This is a genomic window from Bifidobacterium choladohabitans (genome assembly GCF_016102005.1).
GTDB lineage: Bacteria > Actinomycetota > Actinomycetes > Actinomycetales > Bifidobacteriaceae > Bombiscardovia > Bombiscardovia choladohabitans.
Genome location: NZ_JACFPL010000003.1, coordinates 65,991 through 85,577 on the forward strand (window position 1 = coordinate 65,991; position 19,587 = coordinate 85,577).

Genomic DNA, 19,587 nt, shown 5'->3' on the forward strand with positions numbered 1-19,587 from the left:
TCGTACCCCGCTCCGGGAAGGACAGCCAAGGCTTGCGACCCGCGTTTGTATTATCGTTTGACTAAGATGATAGCATTCATTGATAAACCTATAGATAAGCGTGTGCGGATTTCCTATAATGGTTGAATTCATGCGGCGACCAACAGGCCCGAACTCCGAAGATTGGGCACGTCGGAGCCGCCTGCAGTCATGATGGGGACCCGCAAGGGCGGGTGGCAACTCCAGGGACAGGGTCCCATCGCCCGCCAGGTGCCTGAGTAAAGGGGGTTCATGACTGGCGTAGATGATTGGAACCAGTACCGGGCCGGCAGGAAGGTCACCGGATCCGGTCCGATGGGCGGGTCCACTTTCTCGGAGAACCCCCGTGCCCGTCAGGTCTTTACCGGCAAGGGATTCACACGGCGTAAGCGGATGACCGCCGATGAACGCAGGGACCAGATTGTCAAGGCAGCCGTCAAGGTGATTGCCGCCAAGGGCTTTTGGGGGATGTCCCTGCAGGACGTGGCCGATCAGGTGGGCATCACCGAGGCCGCCCTCTACCATTACATCGACTCCAAGAACGACCTGTTCAGCATGGTCATGGAGCAGGCCTATGACTCCCCTGAGGCCGACGAATTCATCTACAAGACCTGTACGGGGACGGATGCGGATGGACACAACCTCCTCTTCTTCCCCCGATTCTGCGCCAACAACGTCATTTTCAATGCCCGCAGGCCGGAGATGGTCAAGCTCTTCTCCATCCTGAACGGGGAGGCCCTCAGCCCCTCACACCCGGCCCACCGCTATTTCATAGGCCGCAACCAGAAGTTCTGGCAGACCATCAAGTCACTGAACTGGTGCCTGCCCAGAGGATACGACCTGGACCGCTTCCACCACATGTGGATGCTGTGCATGTCGGCCATGGATGGCCTGCAATACCGCTGGCTGGCTGACGGGTCAGCCGACCTGGTGGCCGAGTGGCTCGCCTTCTCCGACGAGCTTTTCCCCCAGGAGAAGTGGCATGGGTTCATGGACCCTAGTGACATCGATCCGGATTCCGAAGTCTGCCTGGCTTCCTACGGCCTTATCACGGGTGGGGAGCAGGCGGTTCAGGACCGGCAGCCTCGGTCAGACGACCCCTGTGATGGGACAACGGCTACCGGGGGCGTCCACCGGCCGGAAGACAGCAAATGACCGCAAGCGCGTAAAGCGCCATGGACATGGAAGCAACGAAAGAAAGGATTGGCATGGGCCAAGAGAGTAAGTTCATCTTCCCCTCCGATTTCACCTGGGGGACGGCCACTGCTGCCTTCCAGGTGGAAGGGGCGGCACATGAGGACGGCAGGACGGATTCCATCTGGGACACATATTGTGCCCAACCGGGCGTGGTCGTCGACGGGTCCAACGGTGACGTGGCCTGCGATCAGTATCACCGCTATCCGGAGGACATAGCCCTGATGAAGCAGATGGGTGTTGGCGCCTACCGCATGTCCATATCCTGGTCCCGCATTTTCCCCATGGCCGGTGGTCCGGTGAACCAGGCCGGGCTGGACCACTACCTGAGGGTCCTTGATATGCTGCGCGACAATGAGATCAGGCCCATCGTCACCCTATACCACTGGGACCTTCCCCAGTACCTACAGGATGCAGGTGGCTGGCCCAGCAGGGACACAGCCCTCCGCTTCGGCGACTACGCCTCCGCCTTGGCCGCTTCCTTCGGCGACCGGGTGGATACCTGGACCACCTTGAATGAGCCCTGGTGCGCGGCCTATTTGGGTTATGGGAACGGTGCCCACGCCCCCGGGATCAAGGACTACGACCAGGCCCTGGCCGCCGTCCACCATCTGAACCTGGCCCATGGACTGGCCTGCCAGGCCATCAGGGCCCAGGTCGGGCAGGATGCCCGGCTTTCGGTCACCCTCAACCTTCAGGTTACCCGGGCGGCCTCGGACAGCCAGGAGGACCGTGCCGCCAAGAAGAGGGCCGACCTCTTCGCCAACGAGGTCTTCCTGGCCCCCATGCTGGAGGGTGCTTATCCGGAAGGTGTCAGTCAGGCGGCGGGGGAGGATACCGACTGGCGTTTCGTGCGGGACGGTGACCTGGAGACCATCCATCAGCCCCTTGACGTCCTGGGATTGAACTACTACGCCACCACCTATGTAAAGGCCAGGAGGGCTGATGACGAATCCGTCGATGCCTCGGTCGGCCCTGAGGGCAAGCTGGTCGATCGCCATGCCAACGCCATGCCAGCCCAGGAGGGCGTGGAAGGGCAGGCCCCGCAGGGAGAGCTGACGGGAATGGGCTGGAACCAGGAGCCCCAGGGCTTGACCGATGTACTGGTCGAGCTGGGCCGACGTTTCCCTGACATGGAACTCATGGTGACCGAGAACGGCTCCGCCTGGGATGACCAGGTCAGTCAGGATCCGGACGCACCCGGCGGGAAGATCGTTCACGACCCCAAGCGGGTGGCCTATCTGGAAGAGCATGTCAAAGCCGTGGCCAGGGCCATCCAGGCCGGGTCCCGGGTGACCGGCTACTTCGCCTGGTCCCTGTTGGACAATTTTGAGTGGGCCCTGGGCTACACCAAGCGCTTTGGGCTGATCAGGGTCGACTATGACACCCAGGAGCGGATCTGGAAGGATTCAGGAAGGCGCTACTCCCGGATTGTTCAGGCCAATGCCATCTGAGAGGGCTCTGATACCGATTGGTCTGCGGTCGGCAACGGCTCCGCATGCGATCTGTGGGCCGCACCACCGATCCTGAACATTTAATCAGGTTGATCATGCAGGCAGGGGAGGGGGTGACTCTCCCCGCCGGCATGATTGAAGTTTCCTGATTTCCGAACCCCCTCATATCCAGCTTGGTTGCCACATGTGAATTCATCGGAGCCCACAAGGAATCGGTAGGGCCGTCCACAGGGGCAGACAAGACAGGGAGACCGGGACGATGGGGCCCAGGATGATCGTGCACCAGCGTCAATAGGCGGTTTTGGACCGAATTGACAATTTTTACAACGATAGATAAACTTGCGTTGTCATGACGGCACAGTTGCCGGCTGTGGATTCCCCCAGGTTCAAGGATTGAGCCGGATGGGAGCGAAACTAGTCATAGAAGGGCTGAGCATGAACGGAACCGATGCAGAAGTCGACCGTCAGGTCAAGACTTCCGGTAAAACCGCGCGCCTCGCCTCCTCCAAACCCGCCAAGGCACATAAGGTCCTTTCGTCGCGGGGGGGGGGGTATAAATCTTCCCTGAAGCGCTGTTGGCCCTTATGGGTCATGGTGCTTCCAGCCATGCTGTTCGTGGCCGTATTCAACTACGGCCCTATGTACGGCATTCAACTGGCGTTCAGGAAGTATGATTTTACCAAGGGCCTCACCGGAGGCGACTGGGTGGGCTTCCAGTATTTCAAGCAGTTCTTCGCCTCACCTATGTTCAAGCCCCTCATGGTCAACACGATCAGGATCAGTCTGTGGACTCTGGTCATGGGCTTCATCGCCCCCATCATCCTGGCTCTCCTGATCAACCAGATCCATTCCACCAAGGTCAAGAGCTTCGTACAGACCATCACCTACATGCCGCACTTCATATCTACGGTGGTGATTGTGGCCATGATCAACCTCTTCCTGACCCCCTCCACAGGTCTGCTCACCCGTTTCCTCTCCTTCCTCCACGTCGACAACGCCAACTTCATGGGCAATCCCAGCACCTTTACGCCCATCTACTGGATCAGCGAGGTCTGGCAGCATATGGGCTGGAACTCGATTATCTACCTGGCCGCCCTCAGTTCGGTCGACGTGGCCCTCTACGAGGCAGCCAAGATGGACGGGGCAGGCCGTTTTCAGCTTATTCGTTACATCGATATACCTGCCATCATGCCCACGGCCGGCGTCCTCCTGATCCTGAACATGGGCGGTGTGCTCAACGTAGGCTTCGAAAAGGTCTTCCTCATGCAGAACACCCTGAACCTGCCAGCCTCCGAGGTCATATCGACCTACACCTACAAGATCGGCATCCTGCAGAATCAATTCTCGTATTCCACAGCCATCGGCCTGTTCAACATGCTCATCAACTTCGTCTTCCTGGTCATCGCCAATCAGATCTCCAGGAGGGTGTCTCACACCGGCATCTTCTGAGGGGGAGGAAGACAACAAAATGGAAAACACGCAAGACATGGCACGCTCCGGGGCCCGCAGGGTCAGACGGCTTATCGGGGGGAAGACGCTGGGAGACTGGCTGGCTGACCTGATCATCGTCCTCATCCTGCTGCTGATAGTGGCCTCCATCCTCTACCCAATCTGGTTCATCATCATCGCTTCGGTCTCTGATCAGACCCTGGTCAACACAGGCCAGGTCACCTGGATTCCCAAAGGCATTTCGGCCTACGGCTTCCAGCAGATTCTCGGGGATGACAGGATCTGGAACGGCTACCGGAATACGTTGATCTACACTGTGGCAGGCACCGTCTTGAACCTGGTGGTCACCATGCCGGCGGCCTTCGCCCTCTCCCGGCCCGAGTTCAAGTGGCGCCGCCTGATCATGCTCTTCTTCACGATTACCATGTTCGTCAACGGCGGTCTGATCCCGACCTACCTCCTCTACAAACAGCTTGGTCTCCTGGACTCCTGGGCGGTCTTCGTCATTCCCCAGGCCCTGAATGTCTATAACCTGATCATCGCCCGGTCCTTCTTCGAGAGCTCCATCCCCGAGGACCTCCACGATGCCGCTCAGATCGACGGGGTGGGGTACTTCCGCTACTTTACGCGGATCGTCATCCCCCTGAGTTCCGCCATCATCGCCGTCATCGGCCTGTATTACCTGGTGCAGCACTGGAATGACTTCTTCACCGGCTTGGTCTACATACGCACCTACGACAAGCAACCCCTGCAGATCGTCCTGCGTGACATCCTCCTGTCCAACCAGGCTTTCCAGGGGGGGTCGGGCTCGACGGCCGGTGCCGGATACGGGCAGGAGTTCGCCGACCAGATCAAATACGGGGTGATCATCGTCTCCACCCTCCCTCTCCTGGTCATCTACCCCTTCATACAGAAGTACTTCAACAAGGGGGTCATGATTGGGGCGATCAAAGGCTGACCGCACCGGACCGTCCTACTGACGGGGAGCAAAGACAGGTCGGATATGGGCCGGACAGTCATGGCTGTACCCGGGAAAGGAGGAAGCATGCAAAGATTCGCCCTCGGATACGAGCAGGCGGCCCGCTTGGTCCTGGTGGCCTTCATCACCAACCTGGCCCTGCTGGCACACACCATCATGGGGCTTGTCCTGGTAGGCTTCTTCCCCTCCCTGGCCGCAACCTGCGGGGTTTTCAGAAGGTGGCTGACAGATGAGGACAGGGAGTGGGGGATCGCTCAGACCTGGCGGACCTTCCATCGTCTGTGGAAGAAGGAGCTCAGGGGGGCCAACATTTTCGGCTGGGCACAGGCGGCCATCTGGGCCCTCCTGCTGGGGGATTATTGGATCGTCAACTTTCATCGGACCGGTAGGATCGGGGTTTTCGTCTCCGGCATCCTCTTCTGCCTCATGGTCTTTATGATTCTGGCCACTGCCCTGTCCTGGGTCCTCTTCGCCCTCTACGACCAGGGGGTCGGTTGGATTCTGGTCAGGTCGGTCCAGATGGTTCTGGCGCGTCCCTGGATGAGTGTGGTCCTGGCTTTCGGTCTGGCCCTTATGGCCTTTGCCTGCTGGTCCTGGCCCGGCCTGGCCGTAGTCTTCGGGCCTGCCCTGCCCTGCCTCCTGTCGTCGTCGGCGGTCTGGTTCTACGGCAGGCTCGACGGTTTTTCCATCCGGATGCGCCGGGGCGCGCAGGGCGAGATGGCAACGAAAGGAGAGTGACGGATCCGTCATTAAGTACACCGCCTGGACCGGTGCGATCGGCGCATGGGCCCGGGGTAAGCAGAGAAGTTCACTGTCGAACAGGAGGAGCGAATCATGAGTTCGTTCGGGAAACACAGGTTCAGGAACCGTCTGGTGGCCATAGGGGCCATGACGATGGCCATGTCGATGATGCTGGCCGGTTGCGGCGGTTCCAAGGAGCCCACCACCAATGCCCAGGGCCAGCCGATCATCACGATAGCCGTAGCCAAGCACCCTCTGACCAAGAAGATATCCAAGATGAAGTGGCCCAAGCAGCTGGAGAAGGAGTGTGGCTGTGAAATCCATTGGCAGGAGGCCAGCTCGGACTGGGACCAGAAGAAGCAGGCCATGCTTGCGGCCGGCGATGTGCCCGACCTCATTCTCAAGGGGATCAACCTGGCGGACATAGCCACTTATAGCACCCTCTTCGAGGATCTGAGCCAGGACCTGGACAAGATGCCGAATGTCAAGAAGATGTTCAAGACCGACCCCACGGCCAAGCAGGTGGTCTCCATGCCGGACGGGAAGATCTACATCCTGCCCGCCGTCAAGAAGGGTATCTGGCCCAAGGCCGTCAGCCACATGTACATCAACAAGCAGTGGCTGGACACGCTGGGCCTGAAGGTGCCGACCACCTGGGATGAGCTTGAGGAGGTGCTCAAGGCCTTCAAGACCAAGGACCCCAATGGGAACGGACAGGCCGACGAAATCCCCTTTGACTTCCAGTCTCCCGGTACCGGTGGCTTCGGTGACTATCAGCCCACCCTCCTGCTGGGGAGCCTGGGCATCGTGACGTCGGTAGGTGGCGGCCAGGGCTTCTATGCTGACAAGGGCAAGGTCAAGTCCTTCCTGACCGATGACCGTTACAAGGAGCTGATCCAGTACCTCAACAGGCTCTGGGGGGAGGGGTTGATCGCCAAGGACGCTTTCACCCACGACTACTCCAAGTCCCAGTCCACCGCGCGAGGACAGGGCGACAAGGCCAAGATCGGTTTCACCTGGGGGTGGACGGCCTCCGACCGCTTTGGCGACAAGTTGGCCAGTCAGTATGTGGCCATGCCCCAGCTGAAGGCCAAGGCCGATCAGAACCCGGATGAGCTGGTCTACGACACCCAGGGGGACCGGTTGGACTACAGCGAGTTCGCACTTGTGGTCTCGGCCAAGAGCAAGAACAAGGAGACCGCCATCAAGGTGGCTAATGCCTTCTATGGGCAGGACATGTCCCTGCAGATGCTCTGGGGTGATCTGGGCACGGATGTGCAGAAGACAGGGCCGGACTCCTATAAGGTCCTGCCGCCTGCTGACTCCACCAAGGACCCCTCCACCTGGAAGTGGACGGAGACCCTGGCTGATGACTCTCCCTACTGGATACGTCCGAATCTCAAGATCGAGCTGCCGGCGGATCTCGAGGAGGTCAAGGGCCAGGAGCAGCCTCTTGAGCCGGCTCTGGCCCATGTGGATCCCAAGTTGGATGTCATTCCGGGTGCCCTCAAGTATTCCTCCGAGGACCAGACCACCATGCAGAACAACAACACAACCCTGATGAACACCGCTATGACCAAGTTCGCCCAGTGGGTGACCAAGGGTGGTGTGGACCAGGATTGGGACAACTATGTGCAGACTCTGAAAAAGGCCAATTTGGATCAGAACATCAAGCTGGTGCAGAAGGCCTACGACCAGTACTACTCCAAGAACTGAGGGATGCAGACGTGCCCTGGGGCCCTCCAGTGATTCACGGAGGGTATCCAGGGTCCGTCGGGCTTCGGGCTCGCCCACCCCACGAGACGTTCTCTGGGGAGGCCGATGAGGCGGCTGGGTTGGCGACTGGCTCCATCAGAGCTCGGCCGTTTCTGTGGACGGGTCCATGGTCGTCAATGGTCCGGGTTCGGAGGGCGGAGGGGGATGCTCGGCACGGTCTTTCGACAGAGTTCTCCGGTTCCCCTCCGGGTGGACACTTCCCCGCCCAAGTCAGCCTGAGGGCATGGCATCCCCCCCCCCCCCCGGAGTGCTGTCGGATTCACGGAACAGGAGGGCTACCCGCCGGGCTCTTGCCTTCTCCCGGTGGGTTGCCCTCTTGCACCATTGTGGTCGGCTGCCTCCGTTTCCTGCCGGGGTGAGCATGACCGGTTTCGGCCCCTCCCAGGGTGTTTTGTTGGACACCGGTGCCCTCACTTGGAACGAGCCTGCCGGGTCGCCGCAACCTTGGGCCAGATCATTGGAGGGTCCTCAAACCGCCAAAGTTCGGAAGGTGACCGTTATAACCGGTCGAATGCCGGCGTTTTGTGTGATTTGGGGCTCAGCCATGACCTTTTCATCAGGATCAGGACCGGCGTCCATCGAACTTTGGGCTGATTAGGGTCGACAATGACACCCAGAAGCGGATCTGGAAGGATTCCGGTCTGCGGTACGCGCAGATCATCCGCGACCGGGCAGTCTGAGCACGACGGCTTATAAACGCGTCCGCGAGGCGGTTGGGCATCGCTGTCCGACCGCCTCGCCTTTGTCTTAGATCCAGCTGGACAGCCACATATGCATGCGCCAGAAATCGTAGGGGATGGGCATGGCGGTCCACAGTGGATAGAAGAAGACCGAGGTCAGGCCCAGCAGAGTCAGGCCCATGATCATGGTCTGTCGGTAAAGGATGCTGTCGGAGTTCTGCCGTAGCCAGTTGGCCACGTAGCAGATTGCCAGGATCATCCAGGGCAGGATGACGATGGAGTAGAAGGTGAAGGTGGTCCGGTTCATGTATTGAATCCAGGGCAGCCAGCCGGCCAGCATGCCTGCCAGTACCCCCCAGATCCGCCAATCTCCGTGCTTGACCACGACGGCGATGACGATGGCCAAAATCATGCAGATGCTGCCCAGCCACCAGGTCAGGGGATTGCCCAGGGAGGTAACGGCGGCCACGCAGGGTGAGTCCTTGGCCAGTCCGCACAGACCGGGGAAGCCCGTGAGCTTCTGCCAGTAAAAGCTGGTGGGCCTGACCTGCAGAGGCCATGTCAGGGGGTTGGCCATGTATGGGTGACGGGTATGCAGGGTGGTGTGGAAGTGCCACATCTGCCGGTGGTATTCAGCCAGGGACCGCAGCCCCTCCGGCAGCCAGGTCAGGCCCTGGCCAGGGTGCTGGGCCGCCCAATTGTGCATGAATGAATCGCCGTGCAGGAACCATCCCGTCCAGGAGGCCAGATAGGTGCCCGCCCAGACGGGAATCATAAGCAAGGCCGCCGGGAGCCCGTCCCTGAACACGGCGCTCTGCAGCCAGGATCCATACCCTGCCTGATGGCGCTCCCAGCCGTCCCAGAGCACCGAGATCAGCGCGAAGACGGCAAAGAAATATGCGCCAGACCACTTGGTGCCGGTGGCCAGGCCCAGTAACAGGGCGGCTCCGGTCCGCCACCAGGACCAGGCGATGAAGGGGCCGGTGGTGGCCACGGGCAGTTCGATACGGCTTTTCTGCCCTTGATGTCCCTGTGACTGAATGACCTTCACCCGGTAATGCAGACGGAAGTCAGCCTGGTCCTTGGCCCAGGATTGTCGCAGCCTTGCCCGGGCCCAGTCCCGATGGCCCATCAGACACAGCCAGGCTCCCAGGACGAAGACCATGACGAAGTTGTCCAGCAGGCCGGTACGGCTCATGACGATGCCCAGACCGTCTATGGCCATGAGGAAGCCTGCCGTCAGGGCGATAGGCAGGTTGTGGAAAAGGCGCAGAGCTACACGGCAAAGCAGCAGGATGGCGATGGTGCCGGCCAGGGCAGTGGCCGCTCGCCAGGCGAAGGGGTTGCCGGCTCCTCCGAAGAACTTGAGACCCAGGGCGATGCACCACTTGCCCACCGGAGGGTGGACTACGTATTCGGCTTGGGGCAGCCAGCCGCTGGTGTGCCCCTGGGCGAAGATCTGGTCGATGGGAAGGTCCAGCGGACCGGCTGTTTTCGGCCAGTTGCGTGGCTCGCCGGTCATCAGCATGGTCCAGGCGTCTTTGACGTAATATGTCTCGTCGAAGACGATGGCCCGGGGGCTGCCCAGCCGTACAAACCGCAGGAGCCCTCCCAGAAGAGCCATGAGTATGCAGGCCAGCCACCCGCTCTGCCGATGGGAGAGCCGGGGAATCCGGTTGATTCCTCGCTTGGTATGCTGACCCTTTGGCTTGCTGAAGATGGACAGCATGACAGGGCGACCGGACCGGTGGGCTGCGTGCCTGCCGTGTCTGGAGGAGCGATGCTGCGAAGAAAGCCCTGCCAAAGATGTCATCACCCCTAGATTAGGCCATACTAAAGGCATGAGCAGCATGAATGGCCGGAGCGATGGACATACACAGGGCGGAGAAAGTCATGAGGAGCCGATTTCATCCAGTGTTTCACGTGGAACGTTGGTGCTGGCGGCCACGCCTATCGGCAATGTCGCCGATGCCTCGACGCGATTGGTGAAGCTCCTGCAGTCGGCGGACCTGGTGGCAGCGGAGGACACGCGAAGGCTCTACGACCTGGCCAACCGCTTGGGAGTGCGCGTAGGCGGCAGGGTTATGGCTTATCACGATCACAATGAACGGCGGATGGCCGATCCCATCCTGGATCAGGTTCGTGACGGAGCTTGCGCATTGGTGGTCTCGGATGCGGGCATGCCCACCATCAACGATCCGGGTATGGCCATCGTCAGGCGGGCCATCGAGCGAGGCATACCGGTCACCTGTGCTCCCGGCCCCAGCGCGGTGCTGGATGCCCTGGCCCTCTCCGGCCTGCCGACCGACCGCTTCTGCTACGAGGGATTTCTTCCCCGCCGGCACCAGGAACGGCTGCGACATCTGCGCACCCTGCGCAGCGAGGAGCGGACCATGGTCTTCTACGAGACCCCCCACCGCATTGATCAGGCTATGCAGGACCTTCAGGAGGTCTTCGGCCCCGACAGGCTCATGGCCCTCTGTCGGGAGCTGACCAAGGAGCATGAGCAGATCCGGCGGGGCACCATCGGGGACGTTGTGCGATCCCTTCAGGAGGACCCTCCCCGGGGAGAGATGGTCCTGGTCGTGGCTGGTGCCTCCGCCCTGGAGGCCAGGCGCAATGATCCTGAGGCCATGGATGACCGGCAGCTGGCCGCTCTGGCACGGGATCTGGCCCGATCCGAGGGCCTGCGCCTCAAGGAGGCCATCGCCCGGGTGGCTGCCGAGCATTCCCTGGCCGATGGCAGCCTGCCCAATCGGAAAAGGATCTATGCCTTGGCTGTTGAAGAGGATGAGGAGGACTGATTCCCGTTCCCCTCGTCCAGCAGCACCTCCAGTGCCCTGCGCACGCCGGGCCCACCCAGCTGGGAGACGGTCTCCAGCAGGGCTGGCGAAGCGGCGGGATTGGCCACTAGCCACCGACGCAGCCGGGGCTCCTCCCGGGCGATGGCCCAGAGGATGCTCGGGTCGGTCTCGGGGTCTGTGGCCATCAGGGCCGTTGGCACCAAGGGAGGCTCCGGCGGTGGGGCGCGCACCTCGGCCATCGGTTCCAGGCCAATGGAATCATCTCGGTTCAAATCGTCTTCCGTGCAGGGGTGTGGCCGGTTGCTGACGGCAGTCGCGAGCCGGGCCATGCGTTCAGCGGCGGAGAATCCACGACGGTCCCGGTCCCGGCCCCGGAGTCGATGATGGCCATGCCCGCGTTGGCCACCTCCCATCGGTTGATTCATAGGATCGCCTTGAGCCGTCTTATGGTCTCCAGCCCTTGAGCGTGGCCAGGCCAGCGCGGGTTGGAGGACAGGAGCTTCTCGCAGGATCCGCAGCTGACCTGATACCGCTCCATGAGTTCATGCAAGACCGTCATGGTCTCCTCGCCGTTGCATTGCCCCGATGAATCGCAGGCCAGATCACAGGCCGTCCAGAGCGGCGAAGTCACCCAGAGCTTCCCGAGCTTCATCAGGTAGCGGGCATCCAGCTGTCGCTGGTGGGGTCGCAGGGGCCTGCCGTGAACCGGCGTGCGGAAGTGGGAGTTGGAGATGATGTCCAGCGCATCGGGAAATTGGCCGTTGATCCATATCCAGAGTGCCAGACCGCCGCACGCCGCTGCGCCGTAAGGCACCATGGGCGTGACGATGGAGGCGCGACCGTAGAGTCCCTCAGCCTGTTCGTTCAGATAGCAGCAGGATTGGTCCAGACAAGTCACGATTCCCTCCTTGACCAGCAGACTGAGGCTGAGTGGACCGGGCAGATCCTCGGTTCGGATCAGACTGGGCAGCGGTTCGGGTTCGGGGATCGGGACCCCAAATTCGGCCGTGGAAGGACGGCTGCGGGTATGCGTCGGCGCTCCACCGGCTTGTAGTGGTCGACTTGGCGGCTTGGTGGTAGCTCTAGGGGGGTGGCTGGCGCCAACGGCAGTGGTAGGCGTCCACGGCGCTCCCCCGAGCGCGTGTTCTCGATTCATGGTTCGACTGTAAATGGTCCTGTCCGGATTTGCCTGGGAGAGGGCCGAATTTGTGCATTTGTGGATAATTCGCTTGCTCGGTGGCAGTCCTGTGGACGAGCGGGGGGATTGTAGGCCTGAGTCGATAATCTTGCTGGTATGAGTCATATCCTTGTTTCCGTCGCCTGGCCCTACGCGAATGGGCCCCGTCACATCGGCCACGTCGCTGGGTTCGGCGTTCCCTCGGACGTCTATGCACGCTACGAACGCATGAAGGGCAATGATGTCCTTATGGTTTCGGGGACCGACGAGCATGGCACTCCCATCCTGGTGGAGGCTGACGCCGAAGGAGTGGGTCCTCAGGAGATCGCCGACCGTTATAATCGGGTCATCGTCAAGGATCTGTGCGATCTGGGGCTCAGCTATGACCTCTTCACCAGGACCACGACCGGCAATCATGAGAAGGTGGTGCAGGAGCTTTTCCGCCAGTGCCGTGCAAATGGCTACATCTATGAGGGACAGCAGAAGGTGGCCATCTCTCCTTCCACCGGCCGGACCCTGCCGGACCGCTATATTGAGGGGACCTGCCCCATTTGTGGCGCTGATGGCGCTCGCGGCGACCAGTGCGACAACTGCGGCAACGAGCTGGATCCGGATGAGCTGATCAACCCTGTGTCCAAGATCAATGGGGAGACGCCCCGGTTTGAGGAGTCCAGGCACTTCTTCCTGGATCTTCCCGCTCTGGCCGAGGCCAACCTTGCTTGGCTGAAGACCCGGAAGGGCTGGCGCAGCAATGTGCTCAACTTCTCCTTGGGGCTGTTCAAGGAGGTCAAGCCGCGGGCCATCACGCGCGACATCGACTGGGGGATTCCCGTGCCCGTGGACGGCTGGGTCGACGATCCCAACAAGAAGCTTTACGTCTGGTTCGACGCCGTCATCGGCTACCTGTCGGCATCCATCGAATGGGCCCGCCGTCAGGGGGACCCCGAGGCCTGGCGCAAGTGGTGGAATGACCCCAAGGCCCTGGGCTACTACTTCATGGGCAAGGACAACATCACCTTCCACTCGCAGATCTGGCCCTCGGAGATTCTGGCCTACAACGGCCAGGGGTCCAAGGGCGGGCAGCCGGGATCCTACGGCGAACTCAACCTGCCCGAGCAGGTGGTGGCCAGCGAGTTCATGACCATGGAGGGCAAGAAGTTCAGCTCCTCCAGGGGCATCGTCATCTACGTCAAGGACATCCTGGCACGCTATCCGGTCGATGCAGTCCGCTACTACATTTCCATCGCCGGGCCGGAGACTTCGGACTCGGACTTCACCTGGGCTGAGTTCGTCCGGCACAACAACGAGGAGCTGGCCGCCTCCTGGGGCAACCTGGTCAACCGCGTGGCCAACCTGCTCAACAAGGACTTCGGCAGCATCCCCCGCATCGAGGAGGACTGGCTGACCGAGGAGGACAATGCCCTGCTGGACCGCAGCCTGCAGGCCTTCGATACTGTGGGCTCCCTGATCGAGAATCATCGCCAGAAGGCCGCCCTGGTCGAGGCCATGGCTCTGGTGGGAGACATCAACAAGTACATCTCTGCCCAGGAGCCCTGGAAAATCAAGGATGACCAGAACCGACTGGCTGCCGTCCTGCATACCGCAGCCCAGGCCGTGCTGGACGCCAATACCATGCTGGCCCCCTTCCTGCCTCATGCCTCTCAGCGGGTCTGGGAGACCATGGGTGGCAAGGGCACCTTCTCGCCCCTGCCCCGTGTCGAGGAGGTTGACGACCTGGATCGGTCCGATTTCCACTATCCCATCATCACCGGCGACTACCGGCTGGGGGAGACGGTCCATCCTTGGGCGCGCGAGCCCCTCAGGGACGGTACGCCGATTGATCGGCCCACACCCATCTTCCCGCGCATCCCCAAGGAAGCCGTGCAGGAGGAGCTGGACCGCTTCCAGGAGCAGCTGGACCGTCGCAAGGCCAGGGAGCGCGCCAGGTTCGAGGCTGAGCAGGCCAAGTTGGGCGACCAGGGCAAGTAGCGGCCGACGCGCCCGAATGTGAGCTCGGGCCCCAGTTCATGATTCACAGAGAACTTTGAGGTTTTCGGGCACTTCCTCCAAGGTAGCGCTGGTTATATTTGTTCTGTCGGTTGAAATACTGGCCGATGGGGGTCATGCGGCCCCGATAACTGAACCCCTTCTTCTCTCTCTTCTCGCCCGGTGGTTCTTCGAACCGCCGGGTTCTTTCGTCATGGAAGACTCATAGGATGTGTAACCATGAAGGTTGCCCAATTCGCCTGTGTGCTCTTTGATCTGGACGGGGTGCTGGTGCCCACGACCATCCTGCACAAGGCCGCCTGGAAGGCGTTGTTCGATCAGGTCCTGCCCGCGAACGTCCCGGCCTACACGGAGCAGGACTATTACGCCTATGTGGATGGCCGGCCCCGCTATGACGGTGTCGACGCCCTGCTGCGCAGCAGGGGCATTGAGCTGGACTGGGGCAACCCTGATGACGATCCGCAGCTGGACACCGTCTGCGGATACGGCAATCGCAAGAACATGACCTTTGAGCGCATGCTGAAGCAGAAGGGCATCGATCCCTACCCGGACACGGTGGATCTGCTCAGGCACCTGCGCACCGACAAGAAGCGTCTGGCTGTGGTGTCCAGTTCGCGCAACACGGCCCAGGTCCTCCAGGCTGCCGGGATCGCCGGATACTTCGACACTGTGGTGGACGGCAATCTCAAGGACGAGATGGGTCTGCAGGGCAAACCTGCCCCGGATACCTACGCCTATGCGGCCAAGGTGCTCGGACTGCGCAATGAGGATGCTGTTGTGGTCGAGGATGCCATCTCTGGTGTGGCCGCCGGTCACGCGGGCAGGTTCGGCCTGGTTGTGGGCGTGGACAGGGGCGCCGGTCGCGAGCAGCTGCTCAAGGCGGGTGCGGACCTGGTGGTGGACCAGCTGATCGAGCTGATCGACGACGATGCCAGCGAGCGCGGGCAGGGGGAGGATCCCGGTCTGGATGAGGATCGCTTCCCTGTGGAGGACTGGGGGCTCAGCGAGGTCGGTCGGCCCGACGCGGTCAGCGCCACGGTCTTTTCGGTCACCAACGGTTCTGTCGGTGTCAGAGGTGAAGGCGGCGGGGAACGTTGCCTGGGCAACGGTACTTTCTTAAGCGGCTTCCATGACACCTTCCGGATAGCCCATCCCGAAAGTGCCTACGGATATGCCAAGGTGGGCCAGCTGATCCAGGGGGTGCCCGATGCCTCGGACTTCACCCTCAAGGTGGAGGGGCTGCCCCTGGGTCGGCCGGAGAAGACCACGCAGCGTCTGGACTTCCGAACAGGAATCGCGACCACCACCAATCTGTACGATCTGGGCCACGGCATCCACCTGAAGACCGTGCTCACCCGCATGGTCTGCCTGTATGACCGCAGCCTGAGCGTCTGCACGCTGACTGTCGAGTCGCCTGACCGGGACATGGCTGTGGTGGTCGAGGGACCGGTCAACGCCGACAACCCCCGCCATGTCAACTCCAGCGACCCCCGCAAATCGACCTTTGTGGACGGCTGCGGAATCCACGAGGTATTGGACAATGCGGTCTATGGCGAGCTGAGTGCGGATTGCAGGGTCTTCCGATGCAATAATTCACGGCTCAGCCTGGCCCTGGGCGTCAGGCAGTTCAGGGACGGACGCCCTGTTGAAGGCTCCGGCTGGCGCATGGATGTGCCCAAGGGCGGTTCCACCAGACTGGTCCGTTACGCCGTCTACCGCAGCCACCCCATTCTTCCGGCCGGCACCAGCGGCAACGGTCTGGTCGTGCAGACCCGGGGCGAGGGTACCAGGAATCTGGTCGAGGACTGCCGCGATCGGCTGGAGGAGGTCAGCACCCTTTCCCTGGATGAGCTGGAGCGACGCCAACGGGAATGGCTGGACCGGTTCTGGGAGCGGCAGGATATCCGCATCCAGGCCGAGGATGGCGGTCGCACCCAGCAGATGGTGCGTTGGGAACTCTTCCAGCTGGCCCAGTCCACGGCCCAGATTGAGAACGGCGTGGGTGCCAAGGGCCTGAGCGGATCCGGCTACAGCGGCCACTACTTTTGGGACACTGAAATCTACATTCTCCCCTTCCTGATCTATTCGGCGCCTGCCCGGGCAAGAGCCGTCCTTCACTACCGCTACCTGATGCTGCCTGCCGCCAGGCGCAGGGCCTGCGCGCTCAACCTGAACGGTGCCCTCTTCCCCTGGAGGACCATTGACGGCGAGGAGGCCTCCGCCTACTTCCCTACGGGCACGGCCCAGTACCACATTGATGCCGACATCGCCTACGCGGTGGCCCAGTATGTGCAGGTCACCGGCGATGAAGACTTCCTGCAGGCCGAGGGCATCGACGTCCTGGTGGAGACGGCCCGTCTCTGGATGGGCCTGGGGCGCTACAAGGAGGACGGCCGCTTCCACATCCACTGCGTGACCGGCCCGGACGAGTACACGGTCCTGGTTGACGACAACCTCTACACCAACCAGATGGCCCGGTTCAACCTCCTGGCCGCTTACAAGGCCTACCAACACCTGTGTGAGAAGCACCCGGATCTGATCGGCGCCATCCGTCAAAGGCTGCACTTCGACGATGAGGAGGCCGCCAAGTGGTCTCGTGCGGCCGAGGCCATGTTCGTCCCCTTCGACGATCAGGAGGGGGTCCATGCCCAGGATGCCCAGTTCATGCAACGCCCCCGCTGGCACTTCGACCAGTTCACGGCCAGGCCCCTGCTGCTGCACTACCATCCGCTGGTCATTTACCGGCACAAGGTGCTCAAGCAGACCGACGTGGTCATGGCCCTCTACCTGCTCAGCTCCTGGTTCACTCCGGAGCAGAAGCTGGCTGACTTCGACTATTACGATCCGCTGACCACCGGGGATTCGACCCTGTCTGCAGCCTCCCAGTCCATCCTCGCCGCCGAGGTGGGGCATGACCAGCTGGCCATGCAGTACTTCCGTCGGTCCTTGTTTACGGACGTGGACGACCTGCATGCCAATACGACCGACGGCATCCACCTGGCCGCCTGCGGAGGCGTCTGGTCCAGCCTGGTCTGCGGCTTCGGGGGCCTGCGTGACACCGGCGGAACCGGGTTGAGCATCGACCCCCATCTGCCTTCAGCCTGGCGCTCGCTGACCTACGAGCTGGAGGTGCGGGGTACCAGGTTCCGGGTTGCCGTAACAACAGACGGTGTCGATCTGAAGCGCTTGTCAGGACCTGAGTTGGACCTTCTGGTCCAGGGGCATCCACGCCACATATGACCTCTGGATTCCGGGCCTAGACACGCCGGGATCCGGGGTTGCATCTGGTTGAGGCTCCAATAGAATAGGCAACGCTTGACGAATCCAGGGCGGACACGCGCGGCGTTGCAGAGGCGAGGAACATAGCCGGGCGTCACCATCGGTCAGTCACTCTCCCGGACGGTCACGGCAATGAGAAGAGACCAGATCAGAGAAGTTCAACAGGGAACGTGAGGGTGTCCTCCAATGTACGTCGATTCTGCAAAGAATCAGCACAGCAGCAACCTTCGATGGATCCTCCCCTATTGCAGGCCGGACGCCGGTAGAATCGCCGCCGCCCTCCTGCTTTTTGCGGCGGACAAGGTCCTGGTCATGCTTATGCCCATTTTGGCGGGCATGATCGTGGACCAGGTCATTGGCCAGGGGCATGAGGATCGGCTGCCCAGGCTTTGTTTCGCCATGATAGCCGTCACCCTTGGGCGCAGTGTCTGCCGCTATGGCTACCAGATGTTCATGGAGCGATTCGGCCAGAACACCATCTATCGGCTGGTCAGCGACGAGTACGAGAAGCTCCACGACATGGACTTCACCTACTTCAACCACACCCGCAACGGCGACATCATGAGCCGGATGACCTCGGACACCGATGCCATCCGCCACTTCGTCTCCTGGGTCTCCTACAACATCCTGGATGCCGTCTGCCTCTTCGCCGGGTCCTTGGCCGTCATGTTCGCCATCGAATGGCGGCTGGCCCTGGCCCTGCTGGCTGTGACCCCATTCCTCTTCTACTTCACCTGGCAGCTTTCCAAGCACGCCCACCCGCTCTTCTACGCCATCCGCAACTCACTGGCATCCCTCAACTCCATGGTCGAGGAGAACATCGAGGGCAACCGGGTGGTCAAGGCCTTCGTCCGCGAGCCTTATGAGACCGAGAAGTTCGATCGGCACAACGATGACTACATGCAGCGCAACATGGACTCCGCCCGCAACAGCCGCACCTACATGCCCTGGCTGGACGGCTGCTCCTACATGCTCCAGCTGATCACCCTGATCCTGGGCGGTTGGCTGGTCATCCGCCAGCAGATGACACTGGGAGCCCTGGTCTCCTTCAACAGCTTCCTGTGGATGATCGACGGCCCGGTGCGCCAGTCCGGCTGGCTGATCAACGACGTGGAGCGCTTCAACGCCTCCTGCGTCAAGATCCGTCGGCTGCTGACGGCCGAACCCAGGATCGTCGAGCGCAAGAACGCCCAGGCCGGCGTGGTCCAGGCGGCCACGGTCCGTGCCAAGGTCAACGGCGAGCAGACCGAGGACCCGGTCAGGATCCGCGGAGACATCCGCTTCGACCACGTCAGTTTCGCCTTCCCCGACGATCCGGAGACCCCCATCCTCAAGGACATCGACTTCCACGTGGCGGCCGGCACCCGGCTGGGCATACTGGGGGAGACCGGCTCGGGCAAGTCCACCCTGGTCAGCCTGGTGGCCCGCTTCTACGACCCAACCGTGGGCCATGTGCTCATCGACGGGATCGACGCCAGGCAGTGGCCCCTGGACCTGCTGCGGCGGCAGGTCAACATCGTGGCCCAGGACACCTTCCTCTTCTCGGACACCATCGGCGACAACATCGCCTTCGGAGCCCAGCGCGACGACGAGCAGTACGTCAGGACCATGGCCTCCATGGCCGGAGCCGACTCCTTCATCAACCGGATGCCCGAGGGCTACGACACCGTGGTGGGCGAGCGCGGCGTGGGCCTGTCGGGCGGCCAGAAGCAGCGGCTCAGCCTGGCCCGGGCCCTGGCTGACGACCCGGCCATCCTGATCATGGACGACACCACATCGGCCGTCGACATGGAGACCGAGGCCACCATCCAGCGGCATCTGCAGGAGATGGAGGGCACCAGGACCATGGTCACCATCGCCCACAGGATCTCCTCCATCAAGGATTCCGACCTGATTCTGGTCCTGGACCACGGCAGGATCGTAGAACGCGGGTCCCATGAGGATCTGGTCCACGCCCACGGCCGCTACTACCGGATCTACCGCAAGCAGCTTGGGCTGCAATCCGGGCAGTCGGCGGGATTCTGACACA

13 protein-coding genes are annotated in these 19,587 nt (G+C 61.7%); 10 read left to right on the forward strand and 3 right to left on the reverse strand.

Annotated features, from left to right (window positions below; all coding sequences use genetic code 11):
• The first annotated feature begins 270 nt into the window (after positions 1-270).
• The 6 genes from H3S97_RS06385 to H3S97_RS06410 all read left to right on the forward strand — a co-directional run bounded on the left by H3S97_RS06385 (position 271) and on the right by H3S97_RS06410 (position 7,551).
• Positions 271-1,173 carry a TetR/AcrR family transcriptional regulator gene (locus tag H3S97_RS06385; protein ID WP_198220043.1) on the forward strand — a complete coding sequence of 301 codons (903 nt, stop codon included), beginning with the start codon at positions 271-273 and terminating at the stop codon, positions 1,171-1,173.
• 53 nt (positions 1,174-1,226) lie between these two features.
• Entirely contained in the window at positions 1,227-2,666 is a 1,440-nt protein-coding gene (locus H3S97_RS06390) for a glycoside hydrolase family 1 protein (RefSeq protein WP_198220044.1), read from the forward strand.
• Between the two features lie 435 nt (positions 2,667-3,101).
• Positions 3,102-4,115: an ABC transporter permease gene (locus H3S97_RS06395; RefSeq protein ID WP_198220117.1), complete on the forward strand. Its 1,014-nt coding sequence runs from the start codon at positions 3,102-3,104 to the stop codon at positions 4,113-4,115.
• 37 nt (positions 4,116-4,152) lie between these two features.
• Entirely contained in the window at positions 4,153-5,073 is a 921-nt protein-coding gene (locus H3S97_RS06400; RefSeq protein ID WP_227028615.1) for a carbohydrate ABC transporter permease, read from the forward strand.
• Positions 5,074-5,160: 87 nt separating this feature from the next.
• Positions 5,161-5,832 (forward strand): YesL family protein, encoded by a 672-nt coding sequence (locus H3S97_RS06405; protein WP_198220045.1) that lies wholly within the window; start codon positions 5,161-5,163, stop codon positions 5,830-5,832.
• Between the two features lie 96 nt (positions 5,833-5,928).
• A complete protein-coding gene (locus H3S97_RS06410; RefSeq protein ID WP_198176947.1) occupies positions 5,929-7,551 on the forward strand; it encodes a type 2 periplasmic-binding domain-containing protein in 1,623 nt (540 codons plus the stop codon).
• An 807-nt stretch (positions 7,552-8,358) separates the two neighbouring features.
• On the opposite strand, the gene H3S97_RS06415 is transcribed toward H3S97_RS06410, so the two are convergent.
• Positions 8,359-9,915, reverse strand: a complete 1,557-nt coding sequence (locus H3S97_RS06415; RefSeq protein WP_232356360.1) for a dolichyl-phosphate-mannose--protein mannosyltransferase — start codon at positions 9,913-9,915, stop codon at positions 8,359-8,361.
• Between the two features lie 226 nt (positions 9,916-10,141).
• Here H3S97_RS06415 and rsmI point away from each other — a divergent pair, with 226 nt between their 5' ends.
• Positions 10,142-11,095, forward strand: a complete 954-nt coding sequence (gene rsmI / locus H3S97_RS06420; protein ID WP_198183862.1) for a 16S rRNA (cytidine(1402)-2'-O)-methyltransferase — start codon at positions 10,142-10,144, stop codon at positions 11,093-11,095.
• On the opposite strand, the gene H3S97_RS08405 is transcribed toward rsmI, so the two are convergent.
• Positions 11,059-11,520: a variant leucine-rich repeat-containing protein gene (locus H3S97_RS08405; RefSeq protein ID WP_232356345.1), complete on the reverse strand. Its 462-nt coding sequence runs from the start codon at positions 11,518-11,520 to the stop codon at positions 11,059-11,061. The two genes, rsmI and H3S97_RS08405, sit on opposite strands and share 37 nt — an antisense overlap.
• Positions 11,517-11,993 (reverse strand): hypothetical protein, encoded by a 477-nt coding sequence (locus H3S97_RS06430; RefSeq protein WP_052690649.1) that lies wholly within the window; start codon positions 11,991-11,993, stop codon positions 11,517-11,519. The genes H3S97_RS08405 and H3S97_RS06430 overlap by 4 nt, the downstream gene beginning before the upstream one ends.
• Before the next feature lie 396 nt (positions 11,994-12,389).
• Here H3S97_RS06430 and metG point away from each other — a divergent pair, with 396 nt between their 5' ends.
• From metG to H3S97_RS06445, 3 genes are all read left to right on the forward strand, one after another.
• Positions 12,390-14,261: a methionine--tRNA ligase gene (metG, locus tag H3S97_RS06435; protein WP_198183521.1), complete on the forward strand. Its 1,872-nt coding sequence runs from the start codon at positions 12,390-12,392 to the stop codon at positions 14,259-14,261.
• A 237-nt stretch (positions 14,262-14,498) separates the two neighbouring features.
• Positions 14,499-17,519: an HAD-IA family hydrolase gene (locus H3S97_RS06440; RefSeq protein ID WP_198183523.1), complete on the forward strand. Its 3,021-nt coding sequence runs from the start codon at positions 14,499-14,501 to the stop codon at positions 17,517-17,519.
• 225 nt (positions 17,520-17,744) lie between these two features.
• Complete coding sequence (locus tag H3S97_RS06445; protein ID WP_198220046.1) at positions 17,745-19,583, forward strand: ABC transporter ATP-binding protein; 1,839 nt, start codon at positions 17,745-17,747, stop codon at positions 19,581-19,583.
• Positions 19,584-19,587 lie beyond the last annotated feature (4 nt).

Coding starts and splice junctions, on each gene's coding strand:
- H3S97_RS06385 (WP_198220043.1), top strand. CDS start 271: ATGACTGGCGTAGATGATTGGAACCAGTACCGGGCCGGCAGGAAGGTC.
- H3S97_RS06390 (WP_198220044.1), top strand. CDS start 1,227: ATGGGCCAAGAGAGTAAGTTCATCTTCCCCTCCGATTTCACCTGGGGG.
- H3S97_RS06395 (WP_198220117.1), top strand. CDS start 3,102: ATGAACGGAACCGATGCAGAAGTCGACCGTCAGGTCAAGACTTCCGGT.
- H3S97_RS06400 (WP_227028615.1), top strand. CDS start 4,153: ATGGCACGCTCCGGGGCCCGCAGGGTCAGACGGCTTATCGGGGGGAAG.
- H3S97_RS06405 (WP_198220045.1), top strand. CDS start 5,161: ATGCAAAGATTCGCCCTCGGATACGAGCAGGCGGCCCGCTTGGTCCTG.
- H3S97_RS06410 (WP_198176947.1), top strand. CDS start 5,929: ATGAGTTCGTTCGGGAAACACAGGTTCAGGAACCGTCTGGTGGCCATA.
- H3S97_RS06415 (WP_232356360.1), bottom strand. CDS start 9,915: ATGGCTCTTCTGGGAGGGCTCCTGCGGTTTGTACGGCTGGGCAGCCCC.
- rsmI (WP_198183862.1), top strand. CDS start 10,142: ATGAATGGCCGGAGCGATGGACATACACAGGGCGGAGAAAGTCATGAG.
- H3S97_RS08405 (WP_232356345.1), bottom strand. CDS start 11,520: ATGAATCAACCGATGGGAGGTGGCCAACGCGGGCATGGCCATCATCGA.
- metG (WP_198183521.1), top strand. CDS start 12,390: ATGAGTCATATCCTTGTTTCCGTCGCCTGGCCCTACGCGAATGGGCCC.
- H3S97_RS06440 (WP_198183523.1), top strand. CDS start 14,499: ATGAAGGTTGCCCAATTCGCCTGTGTGCTCTTTGATCTGGACGGGGTG.
- H3S97_RS06445 (WP_198220046.1), top strand. CDS start 17,745: ATGTACGTCGATTCTGCAAAGAATCAGCACAGCAGCAACCTTCGATGG.